Source organism: [Lactobacillus] timonensis, assembly GCF_900240275.1.
Classification (GTDB): domain Bacteria; phylum Bacillota; class Bacilli; order Lactobacillales; family Lactobacillaceae; genus Limosilactobacillus; species Limosilactobacillus timonensis.
This window is the reverse complement of the sequence record NZ_LT964761.1, coordinates 1,378,762-1,400,235: the sequence shown is the minus strand read 5'-3', so window position 1 is coordinate 1,400,235 and position 21,474 is coordinate 1,378,762. Positions and strand designations below refer to the sequence as shown.

The 21,474-nt window shown below is 46.4% G+C and carries 23 protein-coding genes; 5 read left to right on the top strand and 18 right to left on the bottom strand.

Annotation, left to right across the window (positions count from 1 at the left end; all coding sequences use genetic code 11):
* Nucleotides 1-130 precede the first annotated feature (130 nt).
* From C1710_RS06805 to rpsO, 3 genes are all read right to left on the bottom strand, one after another.
* Complete coding sequence (locus tag C1710_RS06805) at nt 131-1,030, bottom strand: hypothetical protein (RefSeq protein WP_102281308.1); 900 nt, start codon at nt 1,028-1,030, stop codon at nt 131-133.
* Between the two features lie 68 nt (nt 1,031-1,098).
* Nucleotides 1,099-2,904 (bottom strand): ribonuclease J, encoded by a 1,806-nt coding sequence (locus C1710_RS06800; RefSeq protein ID WP_102281307.1) that lies wholly within the window; start codon nt 2,902-2,904, stop codon nt 1,099-1,101.
* A 178-nt stretch (nt 2,905-3,082) separates the two neighbouring features.
* Complete coding sequence (gene rpsO / locus C1710_RS06795) at nt 3,083-3,352, bottom strand: 30S ribosomal protein S15 (protein ID WP_102281305.1); 270 nt, start codon at nt 3,350-3,352, stop codon at nt 3,083-3,085.
* 235 nt (nt 3,353-3,587) lie between these two features.
* Here rpsO and rpsT point away from each other — a divergent pair, with 235 nt between their 5' ends.
* Nucleotides 3,588-3,842 carry a 30S ribosomal protein S20 gene (gene rpsT, locus C1710_RS06790; protein WP_102281303.1) on the top strand — a complete coding sequence of 85 codons (255 nt, stop codon included), beginning with the start codon at nt 3,588-3,590 and terminating at the stop codon, nt 3,840-3,842.
* Nucleotides 3,843-3,885: 43 nt separating this feature from the next.
* Here rpsT and holA read toward each other — a convergent pair whose 3' ends face one another.
* From holA to C1710_RS06730, 12 genes are all read right to left on the bottom strand, one after another.
* A complete protein-coding gene (gene holA / locus C1710_RS06785) occupies nt 3,886-4,902 on the bottom strand; it encodes a DNA polymerase III subunit delta (protein WP_102281301.1) in 1,017 nt (338 codons plus the stop codon).
* Entirely contained in the window at nt 4,872-7,025 is a 2,154-nt protein-coding gene (locus C1710_RS06780) for a DNA internalization-related competence protein ComEC/Rec2 (RefSeq protein WP_102281298.1), read from the bottom strand. The genes holA and C1710_RS06780 overlap by 31 nt, the downstream gene beginning before the upstream one ends.
* A 97-nt stretch (nt 7,026-7,122) precedes the next feature.
* Nucleotides 7,123-7,620 (bottom strand): ComE operon protein 2, encoded by a 498-nt coding sequence (locus C1710_RS06775; protein WP_102281804.1) that lies wholly within the window; start codon nt 7,618-7,620, stop codon nt 7,123-7,125.
* A gap of 45 nt (nt 7,621-7,665) precedes the next feature.
* Nucleotides 7,666-8,277 carry a helix-hairpin-helix domain-containing protein gene (locus C1710_RS06770; RefSeq protein WP_235857987.1) on the bottom strand — a complete coding sequence of 204 codons (612 nt, stop codon included), beginning with the start codon at nt 8,275-8,277 and terminating at the stop codon, nt 7,666-7,668.
* A gap of 46 nt (nt 8,278-8,323) precedes the next feature.
* Complete coding sequence (locus C1710_RS06765) at nt 8,324-9,403, bottom strand: SepM family pheromone-processing serine protease (RefSeq protein ID WP_102281293.1); 1,080 nt, start codon at nt 9,401-9,403, stop codon at nt 8,324-8,326.
* A gap of 1 nt (nt 9,404) precedes the next feature.
* Entirely contained in the window at nt 9,405-9,911 is a 507-nt protein-coding gene (coaD, locus tag C1710_RS06760) for a pantetheine-phosphate adenylyltransferase (RefSeq protein ID WP_102281291.1), read from the bottom strand.
* The gene (gene rsmD, locus C1710_RS06755; protein ID WP_102281290.1) at nt 9,908-10,477 is read right to left on the bottom strand and encodes a 16S rRNA (guanine(966)-N(2))-methyltransferase RsmD; all 570 of its coding nucleotides are present in this window, start codon (nt 10,475-10,477) and stop codon (nt 9,908-9,910) included. The genes coaD and rsmD overlap by 4 nt, the downstream gene beginning before the upstream one ends.
* On the bottom strand, nt 10,474-10,755 hold the full coding sequence (locus C1710_RS06750; RefSeq protein ID WP_102281288.1) for a DUF2129 domain-containing protein: 282 nt from the start codon (nt 10,753-10,755) through the stop codon (nt 10,474-10,476). The genes rsmD and C1710_RS06750 overlap by 4 nt, the downstream gene beginning before the upstream one ends.
* 2 nt (nt 10,756-10,757) lie before the next feature.
* Entirely contained in the window at nt 10,758-11,930 is a 1,173-nt protein-coding gene (locus C1710_RS06745; RefSeq protein WP_268874831.1) for an FtsW/RodA/SpoVE family cell cycle protein, read from the bottom strand.
* A 114-nt stretch (nt 11,931-12,044) separates the two neighbouring features.
* The gene (typA, locus tag C1710_RS06740) at nt 12,045-13,889 is read right to left on the bottom strand and encodes a translational GTPase TypA (RefSeq protein WP_102281287.1); all 1,845 of its coding nucleotides are present in this window, start codon (nt 13,887-13,889) and stop codon (nt 12,045-12,047) included.
* 114 nt (nt 13,890-14,003) lie between these two features.
* Nucleotides 14,004-14,780, bottom strand: coding sequence for an inositol monophosphatase family protein (locus C1710_RS06735; protein WP_102281285.1), 777 nt, complete (start codon nt 14,778-14,780; stop codon nt 14,004-14,006).
* Nucleotides 14,777-15,064 (bottom strand): UPF0223 family protein, encoded by a 288-nt coding sequence (locus tag C1710_RS06730; protein WP_102281284.1) that lies wholly within the window; start codon nt 15,062-15,064, stop codon nt 14,777-14,779. Before C1710_RS06730 ends, C1710_RS06735 begins: the two co-directional genes overlap by 4 nt.
* 131 nt (nt 15,065-15,195) lie before the next feature.
* Between C1710_RS06730 and def the strand changes: the two genes are divergently transcribed.
* Complete coding sequence (gene def / locus C1710_RS06725; protein WP_102281283.1) at nt 15,196-15,765, top strand: peptide deformylase; 570 nt, start codon at nt 15,196-15,198, stop codon at nt 15,763-15,765.
* Between the two features lie 83 nt (nt 15,766-15,848).
* Here def and C1710_RS06720 read toward each other — a convergent pair whose 3' ends face one another.
* Nucleotides 15,849-16,337 carry a hypothetical protein gene (locus C1710_RS06720; protein WP_102281281.1) on the bottom strand — a complete coding sequence of 163 codons (489 nt, stop codon included), beginning with the start codon at nt 16,335-16,337 and terminating at the stop codon, nt 15,849-15,851.
* A gap of 123 nt (nt 16,338-16,460) precedes the next feature.
* Between C1710_RS06720 and C1710_RS06715 the strand changes: the two genes are divergently transcribed.
* Together C1710_RS06715 and C1710_RS06710 are read left to right on the top strand one after the other, a co-directional pair.
* Nucleotides 16,461-16,673, top strand: coding sequence for a DNA-directed RNA polymerase subunit epsilon (locus C1710_RS06715; protein ID WP_102281280.1), 213 nt, complete (start codon nt 16,461-16,463; stop codon nt 16,671-16,673).
* A gap of 74 nt (nt 16,674-16,747) precedes the next feature.
* Nucleotides 16,748-17,701 (top strand): diacylglycerol/lipid kinase family protein, encoded by a 954-nt coding sequence (locus tag C1710_RS06710; RefSeq protein WP_102281278.1) that lies wholly within the window; start codon nt 16,748-16,750, stop codon nt 17,699-17,701.
* Nucleotides 17,702-17,772: 71 nt separating this feature from the next.
* Here C1710_RS06710 and C1710_RS06705 read toward each other — a convergent pair whose 3' ends face one another.
* Nucleotides 17,773-19,140, bottom strand: a complete 1,368-nt coding sequence (locus C1710_RS06705; RefSeq protein WP_102281277.1) for a C40 family peptidase — start codon at nt 19,138-19,140, stop codon at nt 17,773-17,775.
* A 318-nt stretch (nt 19,141-19,458) separates the two neighbouring features.
* Here C1710_RS06705 and C1710_RS06700 point away from each other — a divergent pair, with 318 nt between their 5' ends.
* On the top strand, nt 19,459-19,884 hold the full coding sequence (locus C1710_RS06700) for an ArsC/Spx/MgsR family protein (RefSeq protein ID WP_102281275.1): 426 nt from the start codon (nt 19,459-19,461) through the stop codon (nt 19,882-19,884).
* Nucleotides 19,885-19,954: 70 nt separating this feature from the next.
* On the opposite strand, the gene C1710_RS06695 is transcribed toward C1710_RS06700, so the two are convergent.
* Nucleotides 19,955-21,307, bottom strand: a complete 1,353-nt coding sequence (locus C1710_RS06695) for an APC family permease (RefSeq protein ID WP_102281800.1) — start codon at nt 21,305-21,307, stop codon at nt 19,955-19,957.
* Between the last annotated feature and the right edge of the window lie 167 nt (nt 21,308-21,474).

Here is a 21,474-nt window from a genome sequence, read left to right as displayed (position 1 = left end):
ACTTCGCCAGCGCAAAGAAAAGTAAAACTTTCCGCCAACAAAGAATTCTTAATCATGGTATCAGATGGACCGTTTTTTGTAAATATTTTTGTGCTAACTTTATTGTTTCATTTCCGTTAAAACAACCTTATTAACGCATTTGGTCAACTAACCGTTGAATTTTTTGCTGCCATTTCTGAGCTTTCCCAACTGACTCAGAAGGAGTAACCAGCGTGCCAAAACTAGTCAATGCAGTTACCCAGTCCCGTGGTGAAGTTACTGCTTTACTAATAAAGGGGTATAGAAAAATCATCTGTAACTGCAGTTCATCGGTCATCGCCGCTAACGTAGACGGGTCTGATTGACCGTACTTATCGTTGAGCATTTTCTGCATCGTCGCTACCTCTGCCACCTTTGTCAACGGTTGTAAGTCGCGTAAGTTAAAAGAATACTCGCGCTGATCTATCCATAACATCGTTGCCTGTTGGTTAATCTGGAGCGGTTGCAGTGTTTCTAAAATACTTGATTTAATTAAAGGTTTTGCAAATGGGTCCCTCAGTAAGAAAAGCGCACCGGTAAGGTACATTTTCAGTGGCAACTGTTCAGCATCGATTAGCCGCTGACGCTGTTCTTCGAAAGAACCGTCGCCTAAGTGGTAAAAACTTTTAAGCTGGGCTCTTAACGTCGCCGCCGTTGCAGATTCTGCCTGTTTTTCAGCCTGAGTAATTTCAGCAGTGAGTTGTTGTCCCCACTGAGGGACAAAGGCCGCCTGCCGCCGAGCAGTAATGAACTGCTGACCAGCTATTTCAAGTAAAATGAGCTGCCGTGCCCCGTCCTTACTTCCCAGATAATCGTCGACGTGATCTTCGGCAACTTTAATAGCCAGCTGAACTTGTCCATCATGCTGCAGCGCCTTGACTAACAACCGGTTCACTTCATAATCACCAGTTTCCTCGTTCAATGGTGTTAGTTGACGAACCGCCTGGTGATATTTGTCCTGCCGGATAAGCTGCCGTGCCTTATCCAATTGCCTGATTTGCTCTTCGTTCAACGTGTTCCCTCCCAAGGTAAGAAAACGGTGCGCCGCTAAGCGACCCACCGTTTGATAGTTATGTTTTGCTACTCGTTGTTCTTATTTGACTGATGCTTACGGCCCCGACCACGACCACGGTGTTGGTGCTTACGGTGGTGTTGCTTGGTGTCATTTTCAGTCTGTTTATTATTAACGCTTTTACCGGTCTTTTTCCGTCCCTTGTGCTTTGCATGCTGATTAATTTCCATGATCACCGGCAAGATCACTGGGTGGCGTTTCGTGTGGTCAAACAGGAAGCGGTTGAGTTTTTCCCGTACGTCCTGTTTGAGGTGTGACCAGTCAAATTCCTTTTCATCCAGGTTGCTTTGGACGACCCGTTCAACCAGTTCAGCACTTTGTTCCATTAGTTTGTGATTGGTTTTAACGAACACGAATCCGCGGGACGTGATTTGCGGCTTAGCAACAATCTTCTTTTTCTTACGGTCAATTGTTGCTACTACCACAAAGATCCCGTCTTCGGACAGGACACGCCGGTCACGGAGGACAATATTACCAATGTCTCCTACCCCAATTCCATCGATCATGGTGTTCGACACATCAAGGTGCTCACCCAGGTGGAATTTGCCATGTTCATAGCTTAAAACATCACCCTTGGCGGGGATAAAGATGTGATCAGCTGGAATCCCAACCTCTTCCGCCAGTTCAGCGTGCTTGGCAAGCAAGCGGTATTCACCTTGTACGGGGATGAAGTACTTTGGCTTCATGAAGTTAAGCATCAGTTGCTCATCATTTTGGTTAGCATGGCCCGATGGGTTTAAGTCATCTGAAATAAACTTTACATCAGCTCCCGTCCGGAAGAGCATATCCTTAGTCTTTTGGACTTCTGTTTCCATCGCGTATGACGGGGTCGTAGTAACAAAGACCAGGTCATTATCAGTAAACTTCAGGTGTTTTTCATCACCATTGGCGATTTGCTGGAGGGTCTTAATCGGCTCTCCCATTCGACCAGTAACCAGGATTACCACCTGACTCGGGTCAAGCTGGTTAGCTTCCTTCAGACTGATACGCAATCCCTTTGGCACCTGCAATTGATGTTGCTTAACAGCAGTTTCAATGATCTGTTCGAGGTCTTTGCCAAAGACCACCACCTTCCGTTCAGTCAGTTCCGCTGCACGAAGGATCTGCTGAATTCTCATGATATTAGAAGCAACACTGGCCACGACGATACGACCACTCGTGTAAAGGAACGTTTGGCTAATATAGGCCCCAATATCTTTTTCGCGGGTGCTGACCCCGGTAATAGCTGAGCCAGCGGAATCGCTAAGTAATGCGAGCACACCTTGCTGACCAAGTGCGGCAAGCCGGGCAAGATCAGTCCGGTAACCATCGACAGCCGTTTGGTCGAACTTAAAGTCACCGGTGTAGACAATATTACCCTCATCCGTTTCCAAAACAATTCCCAGCGTGTCCGGCACGGTGTGAGTTGTCGGGAAGAAGGAAACCGTCACGTCATCAAAGTCAATCTCCGTGTTGGCATCGACAACGTGGTAGTCGTTAAACTTCTTCACCTGCTTATTGTTCTTAACGGCCAGCTCAGCCAGTGCGATCGTCATTTCGCTCCCGAAGACAGGAACCCGGAAGTCCATTAAGAAGTACGGAAGCGCACCAATGGCGTCAGCATGCCCGTGTGTCAGGAAAACTCCCACAATTTTATCACTATTCTTTTTCAGGTATTCCCAGTCAGGGATAACCACGTCGATCCCCATTAATTCGTTTTCAGGGTACTTCAGTCCACAATCAAGAATGAAAATCTGATCATTAACTTCAACTGCATACATATTTTTGGCATTCTCCCGAACACCACCAAATGGAATAATCTTAATTTTACTCATAATACTCCCTTACTTGATATTTAGATTTTGACTGCCCGGCAACGGCGTCACCGGCAAATTTGATTACGAGCTTTGTCAATTAGCAATATCTTACCACATTCTACAATTAGAATGCTATCTTCAGGGTATAAGAAAAGCCCTCCCTAACTGGGAAGGCTTTATGTAGACGCTCAGCAAATTAACGACGAAGGTTCAGCCGTTGAATCAGTTCACGGTATGCCGGAAGGTCAGTGCGCCGCAGGTAAGCCAGAAGGTTACGACGGTGACCTATCTTCTTCATCAGACCACGTTGTGAGTGGTAGTCGTGCTTGTGAGTCCGAAGGTGCTTGTTCAGTTCGTTGATGTCTGCAGTTAAGACAGCAACTTGAACCTGGGTTGAACCAGTGTCTCCTTCGTGAGTCGCAAATTCCTTAATGATTTCGTTTTTGCGTTCTTTTGAGATAGCCATGCTATTTCCCACCTTTCATATATTAATTGAACCTAGTTCTAGGTGAAGCGTTGGTGAGGATCGCTAAACCGAGAAGAGGCAGTGGCTAATTAGCCTTGAAACACTATACACGATTTTATGTTGAAATGCAAATTATGAACAGACTTATTATTGCAAAGGGCCTGTCGGTCTAGTATAATATCAAATGTTGAATTTAAAAGGTCAATGAATATTGACGGCGACGGAGGTGAATCTGATGCCAATTATCAAGTCAGCAATCAAGCGTGTGAAGACTAACGAAAAGGCTGCTGCCAAAAACGCTGCACAAATGAGCGCAATGCGGACTGCCATCAAGAAGTTTGATAACGCCAAAGTTGCAGGTGCCGATAACCTTGATGAATTATACCGCGGTGCTATTTCCGCAATCGACCACGCCGCAGCTAAGGGTCTGATCAAGGCTAACAAGGCTGCTCGTGATAAGTCACGTTTGGCTGCCCGTTACAACAAGTAACCAGCAAACTAACAAAAAGCCCGGGAGTTTTCTCCCGGGTTTTTTATTTACCCAAACGCAGCATGAATAATTGAAAGAGTAATTCTGGTGGCTGTGAAGTCGTTTTAAGTTGGTAGTCAACATCAACCAAGCCTAAGAAAGCAGCGCTGAGGGTCGTCATTGAAAACTGGCGTGCCGTCTGTACTCCTAGCTTGACCCGGTACGGGTGAACTTTTAACTTATTAGCCAATCCCACCTGTGATAGTCCACGGGCTGCTAAGACTTTTAATTGAATCAGTAGTCGAAACTGGTTAACCAAGGTCGCATTGATTACCAACGGTGCTGTTTGCGATTCAATCAACTGGTGGTATAAGTCTAACGCTGTCCGCTGGTCCCTTTTCAATACAGCATTGACCAAATGAAAAACGTTATCGTCCAATGACTGTGGCACTAACCCGGCTACCTGCCCGGCAGTAACTTCATTTTTAGGGTAAGCAAGTAATACCAACTGTTTAACACGGGCACTCATCAAGCCATAGTCAGCATTCGTTCGCTGTACCAATTCATCTAGCGCTGCCGGCGCAAGTTTAACGTTCTCTTTGGCAAAACGCTCCTGAATGGCTTTGCGGGCAGCCCGTTCGTCCAGCGGCGAAGCATCAACAATCACTGCCACTTTCTTTAATTTTTTCACAACTGCCTTGCGTCCATCCAGTTTGTCATATGGTGCCAGAAAAACCAACACAGTCGTCGGTTGCGGGTTGGTTAAGTATTTACTCAAGCCCTCAGTATCATGGTCAACCTTGCCTTTTTCACGTTTACCTGTCAGAAAAAAGGGCTTATTGATAATTACTAGTCGCCGCTCGCCAAAAAACGGTACTGACATCGCATCATCGATTGCGACGCTCACCGGTGTTTCTTCCATGTCGTAAGCACCCACATTCATTACCTTTTCTTCTGCGGGCACTAACCGTTCAAAGGCTTCCCGCGCTTGTCGCTGCAAAGCCTGCTGAGTTCCTAAAATCAAGTAAACCGGGGCCACTTTTCCCCCCGTCAACTGTTGCTGTAAGGCGGCAACATCCATTTTAATTCGTCTCCTCTAAGGGTCGTTGACCAACGACCATTCCTACCAAAATATCGGTACCTAATCATACCATATTGCTGTGTCGACATTGTACGAATTCCAAGCCTTTGTAGCCGACGAACCGTCACATTATGCGGGTGACCATAACGATTAAATCGACCAGCAGAAATAATACCGACTACTGGATGAACTGACAACAGAAAATCTTTACCGCTTGCCGTACGACTGCCATGATGGCCTAACTTTAAAACATCTACCCGCAGTTGCGGATATTTCCGGATAACTTCCCGTTCGCCATCGAGATCTAAGTCCCCGGTAAACAAAAAATTGCGGTCACCAAAACGACCAAAAAGCGTTAGCGAATCACCATTCTTCCCCTGGCCACGATAATCGGGGTGTACTACTTGTAACATCCCCTCGCAATAGTCGCCACTCCTGGTCGGAAGAACCGTGACCGTTGAATTAGCGGGGATCCGCCGCCGAAGTTTATCCATCTTCTCCATCCCTGCTGGAACATAAAGCCGTTTAACACGAAGTTTCGTCAACACCGCAGGCAGGTCACCAATGTGATCTGCATCACTGTGTGATAAAAAAACTGCGTCAAGTCGGTTAACGCCAACACTCTTGAGATAATTGATCGTCGTTTTCTCTGCCTGCATCCGGCCAGGTTGTCCTTGTGCCCAGCGCGGGCGGTGAAAGCCGAGCCGACCGCCAGTATCAATCATAATCACTCGCCGGTTCAGCGGGGTTTTGATAATAATAGAATCCCCCTGCCCCACGTCAGCAAAGATCACCTCACCATGTAACGGAAAGTGAAGCTGGCAAAAAACTATAAAATAAACTCCTGCTAGCCGGAGTTGACCACGACGATTTGCCGGTTGGTCAAGTAAGAGTAATGACAAACCAAGGAGCAGCCAAACGGCCCATACCGGCGGTTTACCAAAGCACACCATTCCTGGCAGACGTGAGCAGGAGAAAAGCAAGCCATGGGTTAATTTCAGCAGGTTATTAAAGGACTCTGCTGGTAGTGACCACCATGGCCAGAGCAAAACCGTGATAATCGTTCCAGGAAAAAGCAATAAAGAAAACAGTGGTGACACCAAATACGACATGATGAAGCTTAGTAGGTGGAATTCAAAAACTTTATTGACAATAAGCGGAACAGCTGTGAGATTCAACAACAGCGATTTGACCAATTCTCCTTGTTCCAGCATGTGAAGCAATAAAGACAGTAAGTATGATAACTGCCCACCCAATTGCGTTAACACCAGCGGATCTATCCAGCAACCAATTATTAAGCTCCATGCCCACCCGTCAATAGCCGGTAATTTTAAACGGGCAGGAAATAATCGACACTCTGCCATTATTATCGATCGGGTAAGGCTGGCAGAACCACCACCTAAAATTAAGTACGCGGGCAAAAACATTGCTAGTAAATTATCAACGGTTTCCCGCGTTAAACGGCAAGAAACCAACACGCGTCGTAACAGCTCAGTTAGTAACACAACGTGCATCCCTGATAAGCAAAAAAGATGGATTATTCCTAACCGTTTGACCGTTTCCTGCCAGCCCGTTTGTTCGCCCTGGTAGCCAATTACCAGCTGATCAGCATATTGACTCAGCGGTGACGGCAAGTGGCTAAAGTACTGGTGAGCTGCTGCGCGCCAGTAATGACAATAGGCAATTAGCGAAGCTGGTGGTTGTCTTTTTAGAACCTGGATTTGGTCTACACGGACCTCGCTGCATATTCGTCGGACATAATAATACTGCTGGGCATCAAATTGGTGCCCATTAGTAGCGGGTAAGATCGGCTGTTGATTGCCCTGGACAAAAACAACAACCGGGGTCATCATCTTTTGCCAATAATTCTTTTCCGCTAGGGATTTAACACGGAAACGCATATTACTATACCGATGAGTACCTACCTGGCGACCATCGGCAAAAACCATGTCTCCCTGAACCCGAATGTGGTCCGGCCATAATACATACTGTTGAGCCACTTTTCGTGGCTGAGCAGGTGTTTCTTTGCTCCGCACGTAAACAAAACTAGTAGCACAAACAATCCCAACAAAAACGACAAACACTGTTTTAATCAGCAACCGTCTATCTTTTGCTGACAACATCCTAATGATCCAATAAATACCAACCGCTAACAAGGTCCAGCTAAAACTAGCGATCAACGAAACAACCAGCGCTACGGAGAACGCCGGTAATAGCCAGCTATCTTTGATGTTGCTGTTGTGCCGGGTGGATATACTGGTCCAACCGGGCTTCTTCCATAATATTTTCCTTGAGGGTAATGTGACGAAGGGTAACGCCCTTGAGCTTAATCAACCGCATAGCATATTCATCATTGTGGTAGGTTCGCAAGTAGTTAATCTGCTGAATCCCGGCCTGTAACAGGCTCTTAGTACACTGCAGGCACGGAAAATCCGTTACATAGAGAGTTGCCCCGTCCGTTGAGACGCCAAACCGCGCGCACTGTAACATGGCATTCATTTCTGCGTGAATAGTTCGCACACAGTGGCCGTCACGAAGCTCGCATCCCGCATCAATACAATGCACATCCCCAGAAACAGACCCGTTATAGCCACCTGCAATAATGCGTTTATCACGTACCAAAACCGCGCCCACGGATAACCGTTCACAGGTGCTTCGGGAGGCCAATAGTGCAGCCTGCAACATAAAATATTGATCCCAGTCCATTCGTTTTCTCAAAATCATCACCATCCTTTTGTGATTTAATCATACACCCTCAATTCATTAAACTGACAGCTGGTCCTTGATTTTTGCGATCGTTTTATCCCCAAAACCGGTAATATTTTTAAGATCTTCTACCCTCCTAAACTGGCCATGCTGTTGACGGTAAGCGAGGATGAGGTCGGCCTTTTTATCACCAATGCCGGTAATCGTCGTCAACTGTTCCTTGGTCGCGGTATTAAGGTTGATCACCTTACTCTCGGCTTGCTGAGAACCAGCCACTGGCGTGTTTTCCTGAGAAACCTGTTCGCCTTTCATGGGAATATAAATCATTTGCTGGTCACTTACCTGCTTAGCCAGGTTAACCTGGTTACTATCAGCATCCGGCCGAAAGCCGCCCGCCTGGTTAACTGCCTCGGTAATCCGCGAACCATAGCTTAGTTCATAGACACCCGGTTTATTGACCGCCCCTTTCACATCAACAAATAATTTGCCATTTTTGCGGCCCGTCTTGGTTGGCTGTTTAACCTGCGTTGCCGTTTTTTCAACCGGCATCCCTGTCGACTGGTGTCGTCCAGTCCATGCCAACAATACTATTACTGCCAGGATACCAGCCAGACCGATAATTATTTCTCGTTTATAGGTTTCGTATAAATCCAACAACCGCTGTTTCAAAAAAACACCTCCTAACGTAAAAATACGTAAAGAGGTGTTCATTAAACTAATGGTTTGCTAAGTATTTCACGGCTTCATTAAAACTCTTAACCGGCACTACTTTCATTCCTGGCGCATATTTTTTGGCGGTGCTTTTGGCAAGCTGGTAGTTAGTTTGATGGTGTTCCTCGTACCTTAAAAGTAACTTGCTAGGCTTGACATAAGGTGCTAAGAAGACCTTAGCGCCAGCACGGTGAGCTGCCACTACCTTCTTGTCAATTCCACCAATTTCACCGACTGATCCATCAGGGTTGATTGTTCCCGTCCCGGCAATTTTGCGACCATGACGGAGGTTTTTGTTTGTGAGCTGTTCGTAAATTTGCAGGCTAAACATCAACCCACCAGAAGGTCCCCCTAATTGGCCAGGATTAACCTTAACTGGAATCTTAGTATGAACCTTCACGTTATCCGTCAGCATGATTCCAATGCCCGACCGGTTTACTCCCGGCAACTTAACCAGTTTTCTGGTCACCTGGTGCTGCTTCTTGTCATGGAGGTAGGAAACCGTCAGTTTACTGCCAACTGGACGCTTGCCAATAAACTTTTGGTAGCCCTGGGCAGTATTAAAATGTCGACCGTTGACTCTGGTGATCGTATCACCGACCTGAATTTTCCCCCGAAACTTTGAATTTCGTTGGACCGACAAAACGTAAATCCCCAGATACTGTTTGGCAAACTGCTGACCTGCGGCCTGGTAAGCGGTGGCGATTGCCTCATTAATAGCACTTTGCATATAGAAGTTCTGGACTTTATCGTAAGTTTTGCCGTTTTGACCGCCAGTAACGTCATTTGCGTTTTCAATCGTCGCGTGGGGGTCAAAATGGGCCCACACCCAGGTAACTGGCCGCGCCTGTTGAAGATACACGGAGGTAATCATAAAGCTTCCAGAACGCTTATCAGGGTGTCCTTTTACCGTTACGTAACTCTTTAAGCTATCAGCGGTGCCTGGCGTTTCGATATACTTGTTTAGCGGCCAAAATAATGCCCACCCAACAAAAAGAACAACGCACAGTCCCCAAACAATTCGCTTGAGAATCCGCCGGTCTTGCTGACTACTCTGTTGATAATGGTTGTCTAATTTACCCATCTTAATCGTCCGTTGCCCGCTTAAGTTGGCGTTCCTTCAGTCGTTGTTCCAGGGCTTCATTAATTTTTCCAGGCAAATAGGCCGAAATATCCCCACCGCTTATGGCAACTTCTTTTAAAAGACTACTCGATAAGTGCTGGTACTGTGGATCCGCCAGGAAAAAGACCGTTTCAACGTCGTGATCAAGAAACTTGTTCATTGTGGCAATGTCTCGTTCGTACTGGAAATCCGTAGTATTCCGGAGTCCTCGCATTAAATAGTCTGCCCCGATTTTATTCATCAGCTTAACGGTGAGACCAGAGGTAGTGATCACTGAGACATTATCCATCCCTGCCGTAGCTTCGCGGATCTGCTCGACCCGTTCTTGAATAGTAAACAATGGCGTCTTGCTCGTATTTGTCATTACGGCTACTGCAAGCTGGTCAAAGAGGGCCCGCCCACGTTTAATTAAGTCAATATGTCCGAGAGTCAACGGGTCAAAGGTACCCGGGAAAATAGCGATCTTCATTTGTGCTGCTCCTTTCCGTGAAAACGGTAAATGGTTACGACGGTAATTCCATAGTGGTGCTGACGGAGAAAGTCAAAACCACTAATGTTGGCGGGCAAGTCTGCCTCCTGGTTAGTTTCCGCCACAACCAAAGCATTAGGATTTAACAGCTGTGCTGTCGCAAGCGTTGTCATATTCTTAACAATCTGCTGCTTTGCATAGGGTGGGTCCAGAAACACCAAGTCAAAGCCGGCCTTTTGTTTTGCTAATGCTTTGATGGCCCGGTTAGCATTATTTTTGATAACGGTAAACTTCTCCGGATGCTTCGTCACCGCGACATTTTTCTTAATTACCTGAACTGCGGCGTACTGGCGGTCAACCATCACCGCATGGTCAATTCCTCGGCTGACCGCTTCGATACTAAGCCCACCACTTCCGGCAAAAAGATCAAGACTGCTGCCACCAGCAAAATAGGGGCCAATACTGCTAAAAAGTGCTTCTTTGACCTTATCAGTTGTCGGACGGGTTTTCCGCCCGGGAACGGCATTGAGGCGCCGCCCACCATATTCTCCTGCCACCACTCTCATGAAAACTCATCCTCTTCATCTTTGTGAAAATCCATCATCGACTTTAAGTCGGTCAGCTCCGGATCAATTTCCGGTCGTGGAGAGGGCTTGACCGCTGTTACCTGCCGTAATGCTAACAATTTTTCAGTTTGGTCAGCTGCTTTGGCATCGTCAACGTATAACACCGCATAATGCATATGCTTTGACACATAAATTAACCTTCCATAATGACGGATCGCGCGAATTGCCCGCCGAGAACGAAAGTAGACCGCCAATGCCCGGCGATGGTTAATTTCCATGACTACCATTCCTCCTGTCCTGAGTGTTGTCGTTGCTGATGCCGGCGAATCGCAATGTTTTCAACCAGACCTAAGCTAGCACAGAGAATGATCATACTCGAACCACCATAACTAATAAATGGGAAGGTCACCCCGGTGATTGGCAAAATGCCTGTTACCCCACCAACATTGAACAATGTTTCTACCGTGATAAAAGTTGCTGTCCCATAACAAGTAAGTGTTTCGTACATTGATTGCGATTGGACTCCCAATCGAACGGTCCGCAAAATAATCATTGCCAGCAAGGCGAGGACTGCCAAGACGCCAAGAAAACCAAACTCCTCTGCTAAGATAGACATAATAAAGTCAGTATTCGGCTCGGGAAGAAAGCCCATCTTCTGGATAGAGTTGCCTAATCCCACCCCGTGTAGTCCACCGTTGCTAATTGCGTAATATGAGTTAACTAACTGGCTTCCGATACCACGGGAATTTTGGAACGGGTCAAGGTAGGCTAAGAAACGGGCGGCCTGATATCCGTGAATCATGTTGACCGCCAGATGTGATAGCAGCGGAATCCCAAAACCGATCAGGAACACCGAAATTCCCAAAAAAGCAACAATGACGTAGACAGGCATCCCCGAAGCCACAATGATAACAATCACAATGGCGGAATTGATTGCAAAGCCCCCAATATCAGGCTGAATTATGATCAACACCAACAATACTGCCACAATCAAAATGGCACCCCATTGTTCTTTAAAATGGAGATCCATTCCGCGTTCAGCCAAATGGGCAAAGCGGTTGCTCAAGTATAAAATCAGAAACAGTTTGCACATTTCCGCAGGCTGGATATTAATCGGTCCGATGTGCAGCCAGCCACGCGCCCCGTTGATTTCCTGACCGCGAAGACGGACGTAAACCAGCATGACAAACAAAATCAGAAAGAAGATACCCAGAAAACGCGGACTTCGCAAGAACTGCCTAGAAAAAGAGCTAAAGATAATAAAGCAGATCAAACCGGCTAGCACATAAAAGAGCTGTTTAATAAAATAAGCTCGCGGGTTCACACCGTTTTGCATTTTCATCCCCGCACTCGCAGAATACACCATGACCGTGCCAAAGAAAGCCAGAATTAAATAAGGACCGGCAATTACCCAATCCAGCAAACCAAGTTTTTTTGAAATCTTTTTAAACACTTGTCTTCCCTCCGAGCAAAATCTTTTTCATTATACCATCGACCGCCTCAGTCAGGGTAAAACAAAAAGACTTCAGCGTAATAATTGCCGAAGTCTTAACCAATGAACTAGTAATTACTTCTTGGACTGTGCACGGCGACGCTTAGCAGCCTTTTCACGAGCATTAGTGTTGAGAATCTTCTTCCGCAGACGAATATTCTCTGGAGTAACTTCACAAAGTTCATCTTCGTTCAGGAATTCCAGCGACTGTTCCAGTGAGAAGTGCGTTGGCGTGTTGATCCAGGCCTTTTCATCAGAACCAGCGGCACGGACGTTAGTAAGGTTCTTACCCTTAGTAATGTTAACGGTGATGTCGTTTGTCCGTGAATTCTCACCAATAATCATCCCTTCGTACACTTCTGTACCCGGGTCGATTAAGAGTGTCCCCCGGCTTTCGATACCCATCATAGCGTACGTCGTGGCCTTGCCAGAGTTCATCGAAACCAATGCACCCTTCTGACGACCTGGATTCCAGTTCTTAATGACTGGTGCGTATTCTTTGAAGGTGTGGTTCATAATCCCGTAACCACGAGTTTGGGTCATAAATTCAGTGGAGTAACCGATCAGTCCCCGTGATGGCACTTCAAAGATTAACCGTGTCTGACCGTTGCGGGAAGGTTCCATGTTCTTCATCTGGCCCTTCCGCTTAGCCATACTGTCGATAATGCCACCAGTGTATTCATCTGGCGTATCGATCTGAACTTCTTCAAACGGTTCACACTGCTTGCCATCGATTTCACGGTAAATAACTTCTGGACGAGAAACAGCCAGTTCATAACCTTCACGACGCATCGTTTCAATCAGAATTGACAGGTGCAGTTCACCACGGCCAGAAACGGTCCAAGCACCCGCTTCCTCAGTGTCTTCTACCCGGAGAGAAACATCAGTTTGCAATTCACGCTTGAGCCGCGTTGACAGCTGACGGGCCGTCACAAACTTACCTTCCCGCCCGGCAAATGGCGAATCATTTGTCCGGAAAGTCATTTGCAAGGTAGGCGGGTCAATCCGCAACAGTGGCAGCGCTTCTGGGTGTTGCGAGTCACAAACGGTTTCACCGACGTTAATGTCGTTCATCCCGGAAACGGCAATCAAGTCACCCGCTTCGGCTTCCTTAATTTCCAGCCGCTTCAAACCGAAGAACCCAAATAACTTCGTAACCCGGAAGTTTTCTTTGGAACCATCGAGCTTCATAACAGTAACGTTGTCACCAACCTTGATCTTACCGCGGAAAACACGGCCAATCCCGATCCGACCAACGTAGTCGTTGTAATCCAGCATGGCAACTTGGAACTGCAGTGGTTCGTCAGAGTTGTCAATCGGTGCCGGAATAGTCTTTACAATCGTGTCAAAGAGTGGCTTCATCGTATGTTCCTGAGTTGAGATGTCAGAATCGTAACTGGAAGTCCCATTCATTGCTGACGTGTAGATAACTGGGAAGTCAAGCTGATCTTCGTCGGCCCCTAATTCGATAAAGAGGTCCAGAACCTCATCAACAACTTCTTCTGGACGGGCACCCTTCCGGTCAACCTTGTTGATAACAACAATCGGTACCAGGTGCTGTTCCAGCGCCTTTTGCAAAACGAAACGAGTCTGTGGCATCGTCCCTTCAAAGGCATCAACAACCAGCAGACAGCCATCAACCATCTTCATAACCCGTTCAACTTCCCCACCAAAGTCAGCGTGGCCTGGGGTGTCGAGGATATTGATCTGGTATTTACCGTACTTGACCGCCGTGTTCTTCGAGAGAATGGTAATCCCCCGTTCACGTTCAATTGCGTTAGTGTCCATTGCCCGGTCCTCGATTGAGAAGTGTTCGGGCAGGGTGTCTGATTGCTTCAGCATTTCGTTAACCAGCGTCGTCTTACCGTGGTCGACGTGGGCGATGATGGCAATGTTTCTAATATCGTCGCGTGATTTCAAAATGATGCTCCCTTTCTCCATTTATTTCCATTGTTAGCAGCCGACCACTGTGACAGGCGAAATCAGCTCGTTATTTTCATAAAAAAACTGTGACCGCGGTCACAGTCGATCCGTTCATTTAACGAGCTGCAAGATTTCCCTGGCAGCATTGTTCGTCGCTATTAATACGCTGTTAGATGATAGCACATCAGCTGGCGTGCCGTCAATCTTAACAAAGGTTAAATTCAGAGCTGCTGCCATAATCCGGCCAGCAGCCGCGTCCCAGGGCTTCAACCAGGAAATATACGCTCCCAGCCGGCCTGTCAACACGTCAGTAATTTCTAACCCTGCGCTGCCATACATCCGGAGTCCGCGAGCTGTCAAAGCAACTTGCCGCAGGTTATGTTGTCCCTTGAGGATCATCATGCTGTTGACAGAAACTAGTGAATCATGTAAGCCCTTATTCGCTGGTGGCTGTAAACGAGTGATGGCTGTCGGTGTTTGCAGAAAAACTCCACTCTGCGGCCCACCATGATAAAGGGTGGCGGTGTCAACGTCCATGATATAACCAGCTGTCGGCTGACCATCAATAAATAGTCCCAACATGATTGCATAACGATGCTGTTGCATCACAAAATTCATCGTACCATCTAGCGGGTCAACGATCCACACGTGCCCGCTCAGGTCAGCTACCTGGTCGCCAAAACCCTCTTCACTGATGATTCTGCAACCAGGGTCAATTTCCTTTAAGCGGCGATCAAGCCATTGCTCATTTCGTTTATCAACCGTCGTCACCAGGTCCTTATAACTCGTCTTTTCAGCCACTTGGAAGGCTGCTCCTACGTCACTGACGGTTTTTTTACGAACCTCAAAAAGGAGGTGGATGACCTGCTGATCAATTTGATCAATCATTTTTTGTTCACTTCCAGTTTTACCTTTTTACTACTTGACTTCTTGGCTGCTTGAATAACGTCATAGAGTTGATAACCAGAAAGTTTGGCAAACTGACGACCAAGCTGCTTTTCTCCCGCTTTGGTCGGGACAACCTGCTTAAATTGACGATAATCAGTCAGCACCTGATCAGCACTGACACCAACCTCATAGGCATCCTCAACCGTTCTTAGCATTTTCATGACCGTCACAATTTCTGCCGTTGACCATGAAGGATCTAACGGATATGAATAATTACGCTCCATCGTGCAATCCCCCCGCTTTTGTCTTTGACCTATTCTAACATTTCTTTGTTCGCCCGGTCAGCTCTTCCAACCGTAGCAATCGAATGTGTTAAACTAAAAGAGCATTAATGAACTAATTGGAGGAAGTAACCGTGTATTTAATGAAAGATATTACCCGTGACGGCAATCCCGTTCTCCGCAAACGAGCCGCAAAAGTTGAATTTCCGCTGTCGGCCGCGGACCAGCAGCTGGCTCATGATATGATGGAGTACTTAATCGTGAGTCAAGATGAAAAACTCTGTAAGAAATATGGACTCCGCGCCGGTGTCGGCCTAGCAGCCCCACAAGTTGACGTTTCCAAGCAAATGGCGGCAGTGCTGGTTCCACAAATTGACCCTGATGCTGAAACTGACAAGCCAATGTTTAAGGACGTCATTATCAACCCGGTCATCGTTAGCGAGTCGGTCCAATATGGTGCACTCACTGAAGGTGAAGGGTGCTTGTCTGTGGACAAGGATGTTCCCGGTTATGTTCCCCGTCATGACCGGATTACCCTACGCTACCAAAATACTGACGGCCAAACCATTAAGGTCCGTTTAAAAGGCTATCCGGCGATCGTGTGCCAGCACGAAATTGACCACCTTCATGGCGTTCTCTTCTACGACCATATCAATAAGGAACATCCTTTTGAAGCACCACATGACACCATCATGATTGACTAGGAGCACGCTAATAATAAAAACGACATTCCTCACGAGCCATCTGTTGATAACAACTAACGGCTGGACGTGTTGAATGTCTTTTTTTACAGTTTTTCTCCTTGTGACTTAGCTACCTTTTTCAAATCATCAACGTATTCGCGTGTTGCTTCGTTCATCAAATAAGCTACATCAATATGCAAGCGGTGTTCATACTCCCACCAGTCAGTAACCCGAAATGTTTCAGCAGCACCCTCGATGTGGGGAGTTTGTTGACGTTTGGCATATTCAGCTAACTTTCCATTTAAGGCTGAACTAGAAAGATTATTAGTCAGGGCATCGCTTAGTACCTGTCCCTCTAAAACGTATTCAAAAGCCATTACCCCGCGACCCCACACGTCAGCAACCGTCTCCGAACGAAGATTAAGTTGACGGTTCAATACCTCGCTAAGAACCGTATTCACAGCCGCATCCGTGATCTCAGCCGCTCGATTACGCACAATTAAAGTTGCCCGGTTAATCAACATCCGGTGGATTGCCAGGTAAATGATTGCCACAATAGCCAGTGCCGTGATGAAAAAAATCAGCATTGTCATATCTTGCTCCCCCGTTTCTTCACGCTACAAGCATACCACACGCCAATTTTGACGACAATCACAACAAGATGTGTTAAAATACTTAGATGATTATGTGACAAATAGATTGTGAGGAATAGTAAAATGACTTTTAAGGTATACTACCAACCAACAAAGACTGCAACGCCGCGACGGGAAAATACTCACGCGCTCTACATTGAAGCAGCTTCCGAACCAGAAGCATTGTCACTGGTAGAGGAAAACACTAACTACAATATTGAATTTGTCGAACTACTGGACGAAAAAGCATTGGAATTCGAAAAAAAAGGCCCGAACTTCAAGCTCACTACGTTTTAATTAAGTAGTCATTTCTATTTTCCGGGTGAGTGCGATCACCCGTTTTTTTTAACTAGTCAGAAAGGAGGAGCGTTGTGCACTACTCAGTAATTGTTAACCCTGTTGCTGGGGATGGTAAGACCCGTCAGGTGTGGAAACAAGCAGCTCCTTTAATTACCAGCCACGGGGATGACTTTACGGTCATGTTTACCAAACGTCCCGGACATGCTACCTACCTGGCCGGTCAGCTCGCGCGGCGCCTACGGGGGCAAAAGCAACAGGTCGTCCTGGCGATTGGCGGAGATGGCACCCTGAACCAGGTGCTTAACGGACTAATGGAAAACGGTATTCCGAAAAATGAACGGGTACCACTTGCCTACTTACCAGCAGGCACCGGTAACGATTTTGCCCGTGGTTTTGGGCTAAGCCAGAATCCGCTGGAAGCACTGGAACAAGTCCTCAGTGCAAAGAAAGCTGTTCGTATCACAATTGGTGAATATAACGAGGCCATCAAGCATGAACACCGCTACTTTTTGAATAACATTGGTATCGGGTTTGATGCCGCGATCGTTAGTCGCACAAATGCTTCAAACAGCAAGAAAAAACTCAACCGGATTAAGCTGGGATCCTTTTCTTACCTAGCTAACGCTTTGGCAGTGCTTTACAACATCAGTTCTTTTCCACTATCGGTAGACACTGGACGCTTTCACGATCACTACTCACAAGCAATGATCGTTATCAGTAGCAACCACCCTTACATTGGTGGCGGATACAGGATTGCTCCAGAAGTGTCCGTCTTTGACGATAATTTAGAGCTAGTAGTTGCCGAACGGCGCAACTGGCTGTTAACCTTCTGGGAATGTCTGCAACTGGCCCGCGGCAAGTTATCTCAGTCGCGCTTTGCCCACGTTTACCGTGGCCAACGCTTGCACTATTCCACCACTTCACTTGAATTTGGTCAATATGATGGTGAAGAAATGGGGAATCGCTTTGTTGACTTAACAGTCTCGCTGGACCATTATCCTTTCTGGGCTATTCCTCATCAGTAATAAAGTAACTCCCTGGCAACCGCTCGGTCGTCAGGGAGTTATTGTTAATAAAATAATAATTGCAATAGTAATCAGTTAACGGTCCCGGCAAAACTTGGCATGAAGTAAGAACTAATTGTTTGTACTTCAACGTTTTGACCCGGTTGTGGTGCAGCAACATACTGGTTGTTACCAATATAAATTGCAACGTGATAAGTTGAACCGTGGTTGCCCCAGAAAAGCAGGTCCCCTGGCTGTGCCTGTGAAACTGCCTTTTGGCTAACACAGCTTTCCAGTGAAACCGTATAATGAGGCAGCTGTTTACCAGTGCTGTGGGCGTAAACATAGTCAACAAGGCCTGAACAATCCATCCCACTAAGGCTGTTTCCACCATAAACATACGGAATATTGCTATTAGCCAGCTTAACAGCTAGGCTGACAACAGAACCCGTCTGCAAGTCAGCGTTGTTATTCTGCTGAGAACTGTTGGCCTGGTTGTCATTTGCTGGTGCTGCTTGTTGCGAATGACTAGCAGGCGTTGTCTGCTGGTTAGCAGCCGGCATTTCAGCTTGATTGTTCGTTGCCGGGGCAGACGGTGCTGCTTGTTCTTGACTTTGAACCGCTGCAGACTGTGCCCACTGCTGAACAGCCGCCGGTTGGTTCGTCTGTTGTATAGTCATCGTCTGTGTTGTTGCAGTGTCGTTAGCTAACTGACCAGATTGTTCTTGGTGTTGGTCAACGCCCGCTTGGCTGGTAGCATTCTCATTTTGACTCGTTGCCTGGTTTGCTGGACGAACCGGTTGATTGTTCTGCTGCGTCTCAGTATTTGCAGAACTGCTTGCTGCCTGACTCGCCATTGCCTGCGATGATTCCTGATCTTGTTCGTCAGCTGAAGCGGCCTGCACTGGTGACTGCGTTTGAGCAACAGGAGCCGTCTGAGATGGCAACTGCTGTTGTCCGCTAGTCGGCGGCGCAACCACCTTGCTTGGCCCCTGGTTAATTTGAGAACCTGTACTGTTTGCTGGTTGCTCACTAGCAACCCCGCCCTTAACTACCAGGCGTTGGCCCACATAAATTAAATCCTGGTTGCTTAAGTGGTTCCAGGAGACGAGCTGAGCTACCGTCACGTGATAACGCTGGGCAATCTTACTCAACGTATCACCATCTTGCACAACATAACCATCATGGCTAGCTGGCAGGTGCAGCGTTTGACCAGCATAGATTAGATCCACACTATTGCTCAGTCGTGTAACCGCTGGGTTAGCTTGCTCTAACGCATCAACGGACAAGCCTTCCTGCCGGGCTAATTGCCAAACTGTGTCACCTTGCTTCACCGTGATGGTCTTGGCACTTGCAGTTGAAGCGGCAGCAGCCAGCACACCTAATGTACTGACCGTTCCCAGCATTACATGGCAAACAGCTAACCGATGACCAGCCGGTTTAGCAACTTTTTTCATCATCTAACACCTTCCCATAAATTAATGGCGACCCACTAGTCAAAATAGATCACGTTATAACTAGCGTATCATTCGCTATTTACTTCCGATAGCGAACGTATGGTCAGGCAGAAGCTTGAAGGTCTTTTATGCCTTTTTAATCGCGTCATAACAACAATCTACGTGGTGCTATCGCTTGATTAAGATTTGTTTAAAATCCTCAAGGAATAATTAATAACCACCCGGACTTTAAAGAATTTATTAACAATGATTTGATATTCTAACACCTGCTGAATTGCTTGCTACAATGAAACTAGCAGCTTGTGTTAAGGAAGTGATGAAATGGTCAACCTGTATTTTCACACCAACGACCCGTCAAAAAGAAAGGCCGTCAGGTGGCTAACCGACCACGATATCGCAGTCGTTCAACGAAACTTGGAAAAGGAACCGTTAACTAAAGAGGAGGTTACTCGCTTGTTAACCCTCTGCCTCAACGGGACCGACGAATTGATTTCAAAACGCTCACGTGAAACAAAGTCCCTAAAGATGGACCGCGATAGCGTTACTATTAATCAATTAACTTCAGCAATCCACAAGAATCCGCATATCCTGAAAAATCCCATTATCTTTAATAGCCACAAGCTGATTACCGGTTTCGATCAGGAAAAGATGGGCGTCTTCATTACTCCCCACCAGCGACGGATGGAATTATCAGCCCTGTTTGCAAAGTTAACGAACCAAACTGGTGGCAGTTTCAAAATGGCTTGATCATCCAAAATTGCTACCAACATAAAAACGTCAGTCGGGAAATGTCCTGACTGGCGTTTTAACTTTTTAGTTAGTTCTTCTTCCGCAACTGGGCTAATTTAGCTTGCCGCTCTTTCTCCTTCTCTTCATCTTTTTCAATAAAGATGTAGGCAATAGCGGCTAATACCGCTACAATCACTCCCACCATAATAGTTTTAACGGTGAAATTAGTTACCATGTAAAGCGAGATTAACAGCGCCAATGCCGGGATAATATATTTACCTGGCAGTTTAAACCCATGAGTAGGAAATTCATTCGTGTGGAGGAAGCGAATATCAGCAAAGATTGTTGGTACATACTGAACAAATGAAGCTAGGACAATGCAGGAAACCAGAAAAAGGTATGACTGAGTGACCAGTAGTAATGAAACCACGGCCGTCAAGATGATACTAATCCATGGTGCATTATAGCGATTCTTTTTGCCCACCACTTTTGGCAACATCCCGTGTTCATTTGCTAGCGAAGCAATTAGCGATGGCGTATTAAAGGAAGCAGTAAATGCGACCCCAAAGATACTAATCAGCATCCCGACAATTACCAAGAAATAACCCCAGGTACCAACACCATCACGAAAAGCAATAGCGATCGGTGTACTGTAGTCACTCATGCGTGTTCCCAGAATCCCGATGGCAACTAGCATCATCAGTGAATAAAGGATAGAGACGCTAATCATCACGGCAATGAGTACTCGCGGGATGTTTTTTTCTGGATTATTCATTTGCTTAGCCGCAATCGGCAAGAAAGAAAAACCAGTAAACAAGTAAAAGACGACACTAAAAGCAGCTCCAAAGTGGTGGAAAAATCCCGTAAAGCTATTAGCTGCGGCAGTCGGAATTACCGGCTTAAAGTGACTAAAATGAATCACAAAGGCGCCCACAACGATAAAAATGATGATTGTAATCATCTTGGCAGCCGAAGAAGTGTTGTCGACGAGTTTGACAAGTGTCCGACCAAAGAAGTTAATAATAGCAAACAAAATGATTAATCCAAAGACTGAAGAATAATAGACTACCGGATTATTAAATACCGGAAGAAAACTTTTTAAAGTCGTTAACAGTGCGACGACTTCCGCCGACAACGTACAACAACCTAAGAACCAGATAAAAATGCCGAGTTCAAAACCAGTAAAACGGCCAAATGCATTGTAAGAGTAAATCCAAGCCGCTCCGGACTCCTTAAACCGGCTTGCTAAGTCAGCATAGCAAAGTGCCACCATACTGACGGTCAGTGCTGCAAAGAGAAGCACGAGCACACTCATGAGGTTCATATCACGATAAATCACTTGCAGTAACAGGAACGCACCGGAGCCAATTACCGCGTTAATCCCTAGAAAGTAAATGGATAGAAATGATAGCTTCTTCCCACCGTCTTTGACTGTTTTCATCAATAACACCCTCAAACTAAGAAAGCCAAAGAAACAATCAACCATTAACTATACTCCACATCTAAGATAACGCAAAACGCTTTCAACTTCAAATTAGCCCTTTGATTTCGTACATTTAAGGCTTATCGATAGATTTATAGGTTATGAACTTTTTGCTGGTTTGTCCT

Bases quoted from the DNA above. Each gene is read 5' to 3' on its own strand.
- C1710_RS06800 (WP_102281307.1), bottom strand. From the start codon at position 2,904: ATGAGTAAAATTAAGATTATTCCATTTGGTGGTGTTCGGGAGAATGCC.
- rpsO (WP_102281305.1), bottom strand. From the start codon at position 3,352: ATGGCTATCTCAAAAGAACGCAAAAACGAAATCATTAAGGAATTTGCG.
- rpsT (WP_102281303.1), top strand. From the start codon at position 3,588: ATGCCAATTATCAAGTCAGCAATCAAGCGTGTGAAGACTAACGAAAAG.
- holA (WP_102281301.1), bottom strand. From the start codon at position 4,902: ATGGATGTTGCCGCCTTACAGCAACAGTTGACGGGGGGAAAAGTGGCC.
- C1710_RS06780 (WP_102281298.1), bottom strand. From the start codon at position 7,025: ATGTTGTCAGCAAAAGATAGACGGTTGCTGATTAAAACAGTGTTTGTC.
- C1710_RS06765 (WP_102281293.1), bottom strand. From the start codon at position 9,403: ATGGGTAAATTAGACAACCATTATCAACAGAGTAGTCAGCAAGACCGG.
- coaD (WP_102281291.1), bottom strand. From the start codon at position 9,911: ATGAAGATCGCTATTTTCCCGGGTACCTTTGACCCGTTGACTCTCGGA.
- rsmD (WP_102281290.1), bottom strand. From the start codon at position 10,477: ATGAGAGTGGTGGCAGGAGAATATGGTGGGCGGCGCCTCAATGCCGTT.
- C1710_RS06750 (WP_102281288.1), bottom strand. From the start codon at position 10,755: ATGGAAATTAACCATCGCCGGGCATTGGCGGTCTACTTTCGTTCTCGG.
- C1710_RS06735 (WP_102281285.1), bottom strand. From the start codon at position 14,780: ATGATTGATCAAATTGATCAGCAGGTCATCCACCTCCTTTTTGAGGTT.
- C1710_RS06730 (WP_102281284.1), bottom strand. From the start codon at position 15,064: ATGGAGCGTAATTATTCATATCCGTTAGATCCTTCATGGTCAACGGCA.
- C1710_RS06720 (WP_102281281.1), bottom strand. From the start codon at position 16,337: ATGACAATGCTGATTTTTTTCATCACGGCACTGGCTATTGTGGCAATC.
- C1710_RS06715 (WP_102281280.1), top strand. From the start codon at position 16,461: ATGACTTTTAAGGTATACTACCAACCAACAAAGACTGCAACGCCGCGA.
- C1710_RS06705 (WP_102281277.1), bottom strand. From the start codon at position 19,140: ATGATGAAAAAAGTTGCTAAACCGGCTGGTCATCGGTTAGCTGTTTGC.
- C1710_RS06700 (WP_102281275.1), top strand. From the start codon at position 19,459: ATGGTCAACCTGTATTTTCACACCAACGACCCGTCAAAAAGAAAGGCC.
- C1710_RS06695 (WP_102281800.1), bottom strand. From the start codon at position 21,307: ATGAAAACAGTCAAAGACGGTGGGAAGAAGCTATCATTTCTATCCATT.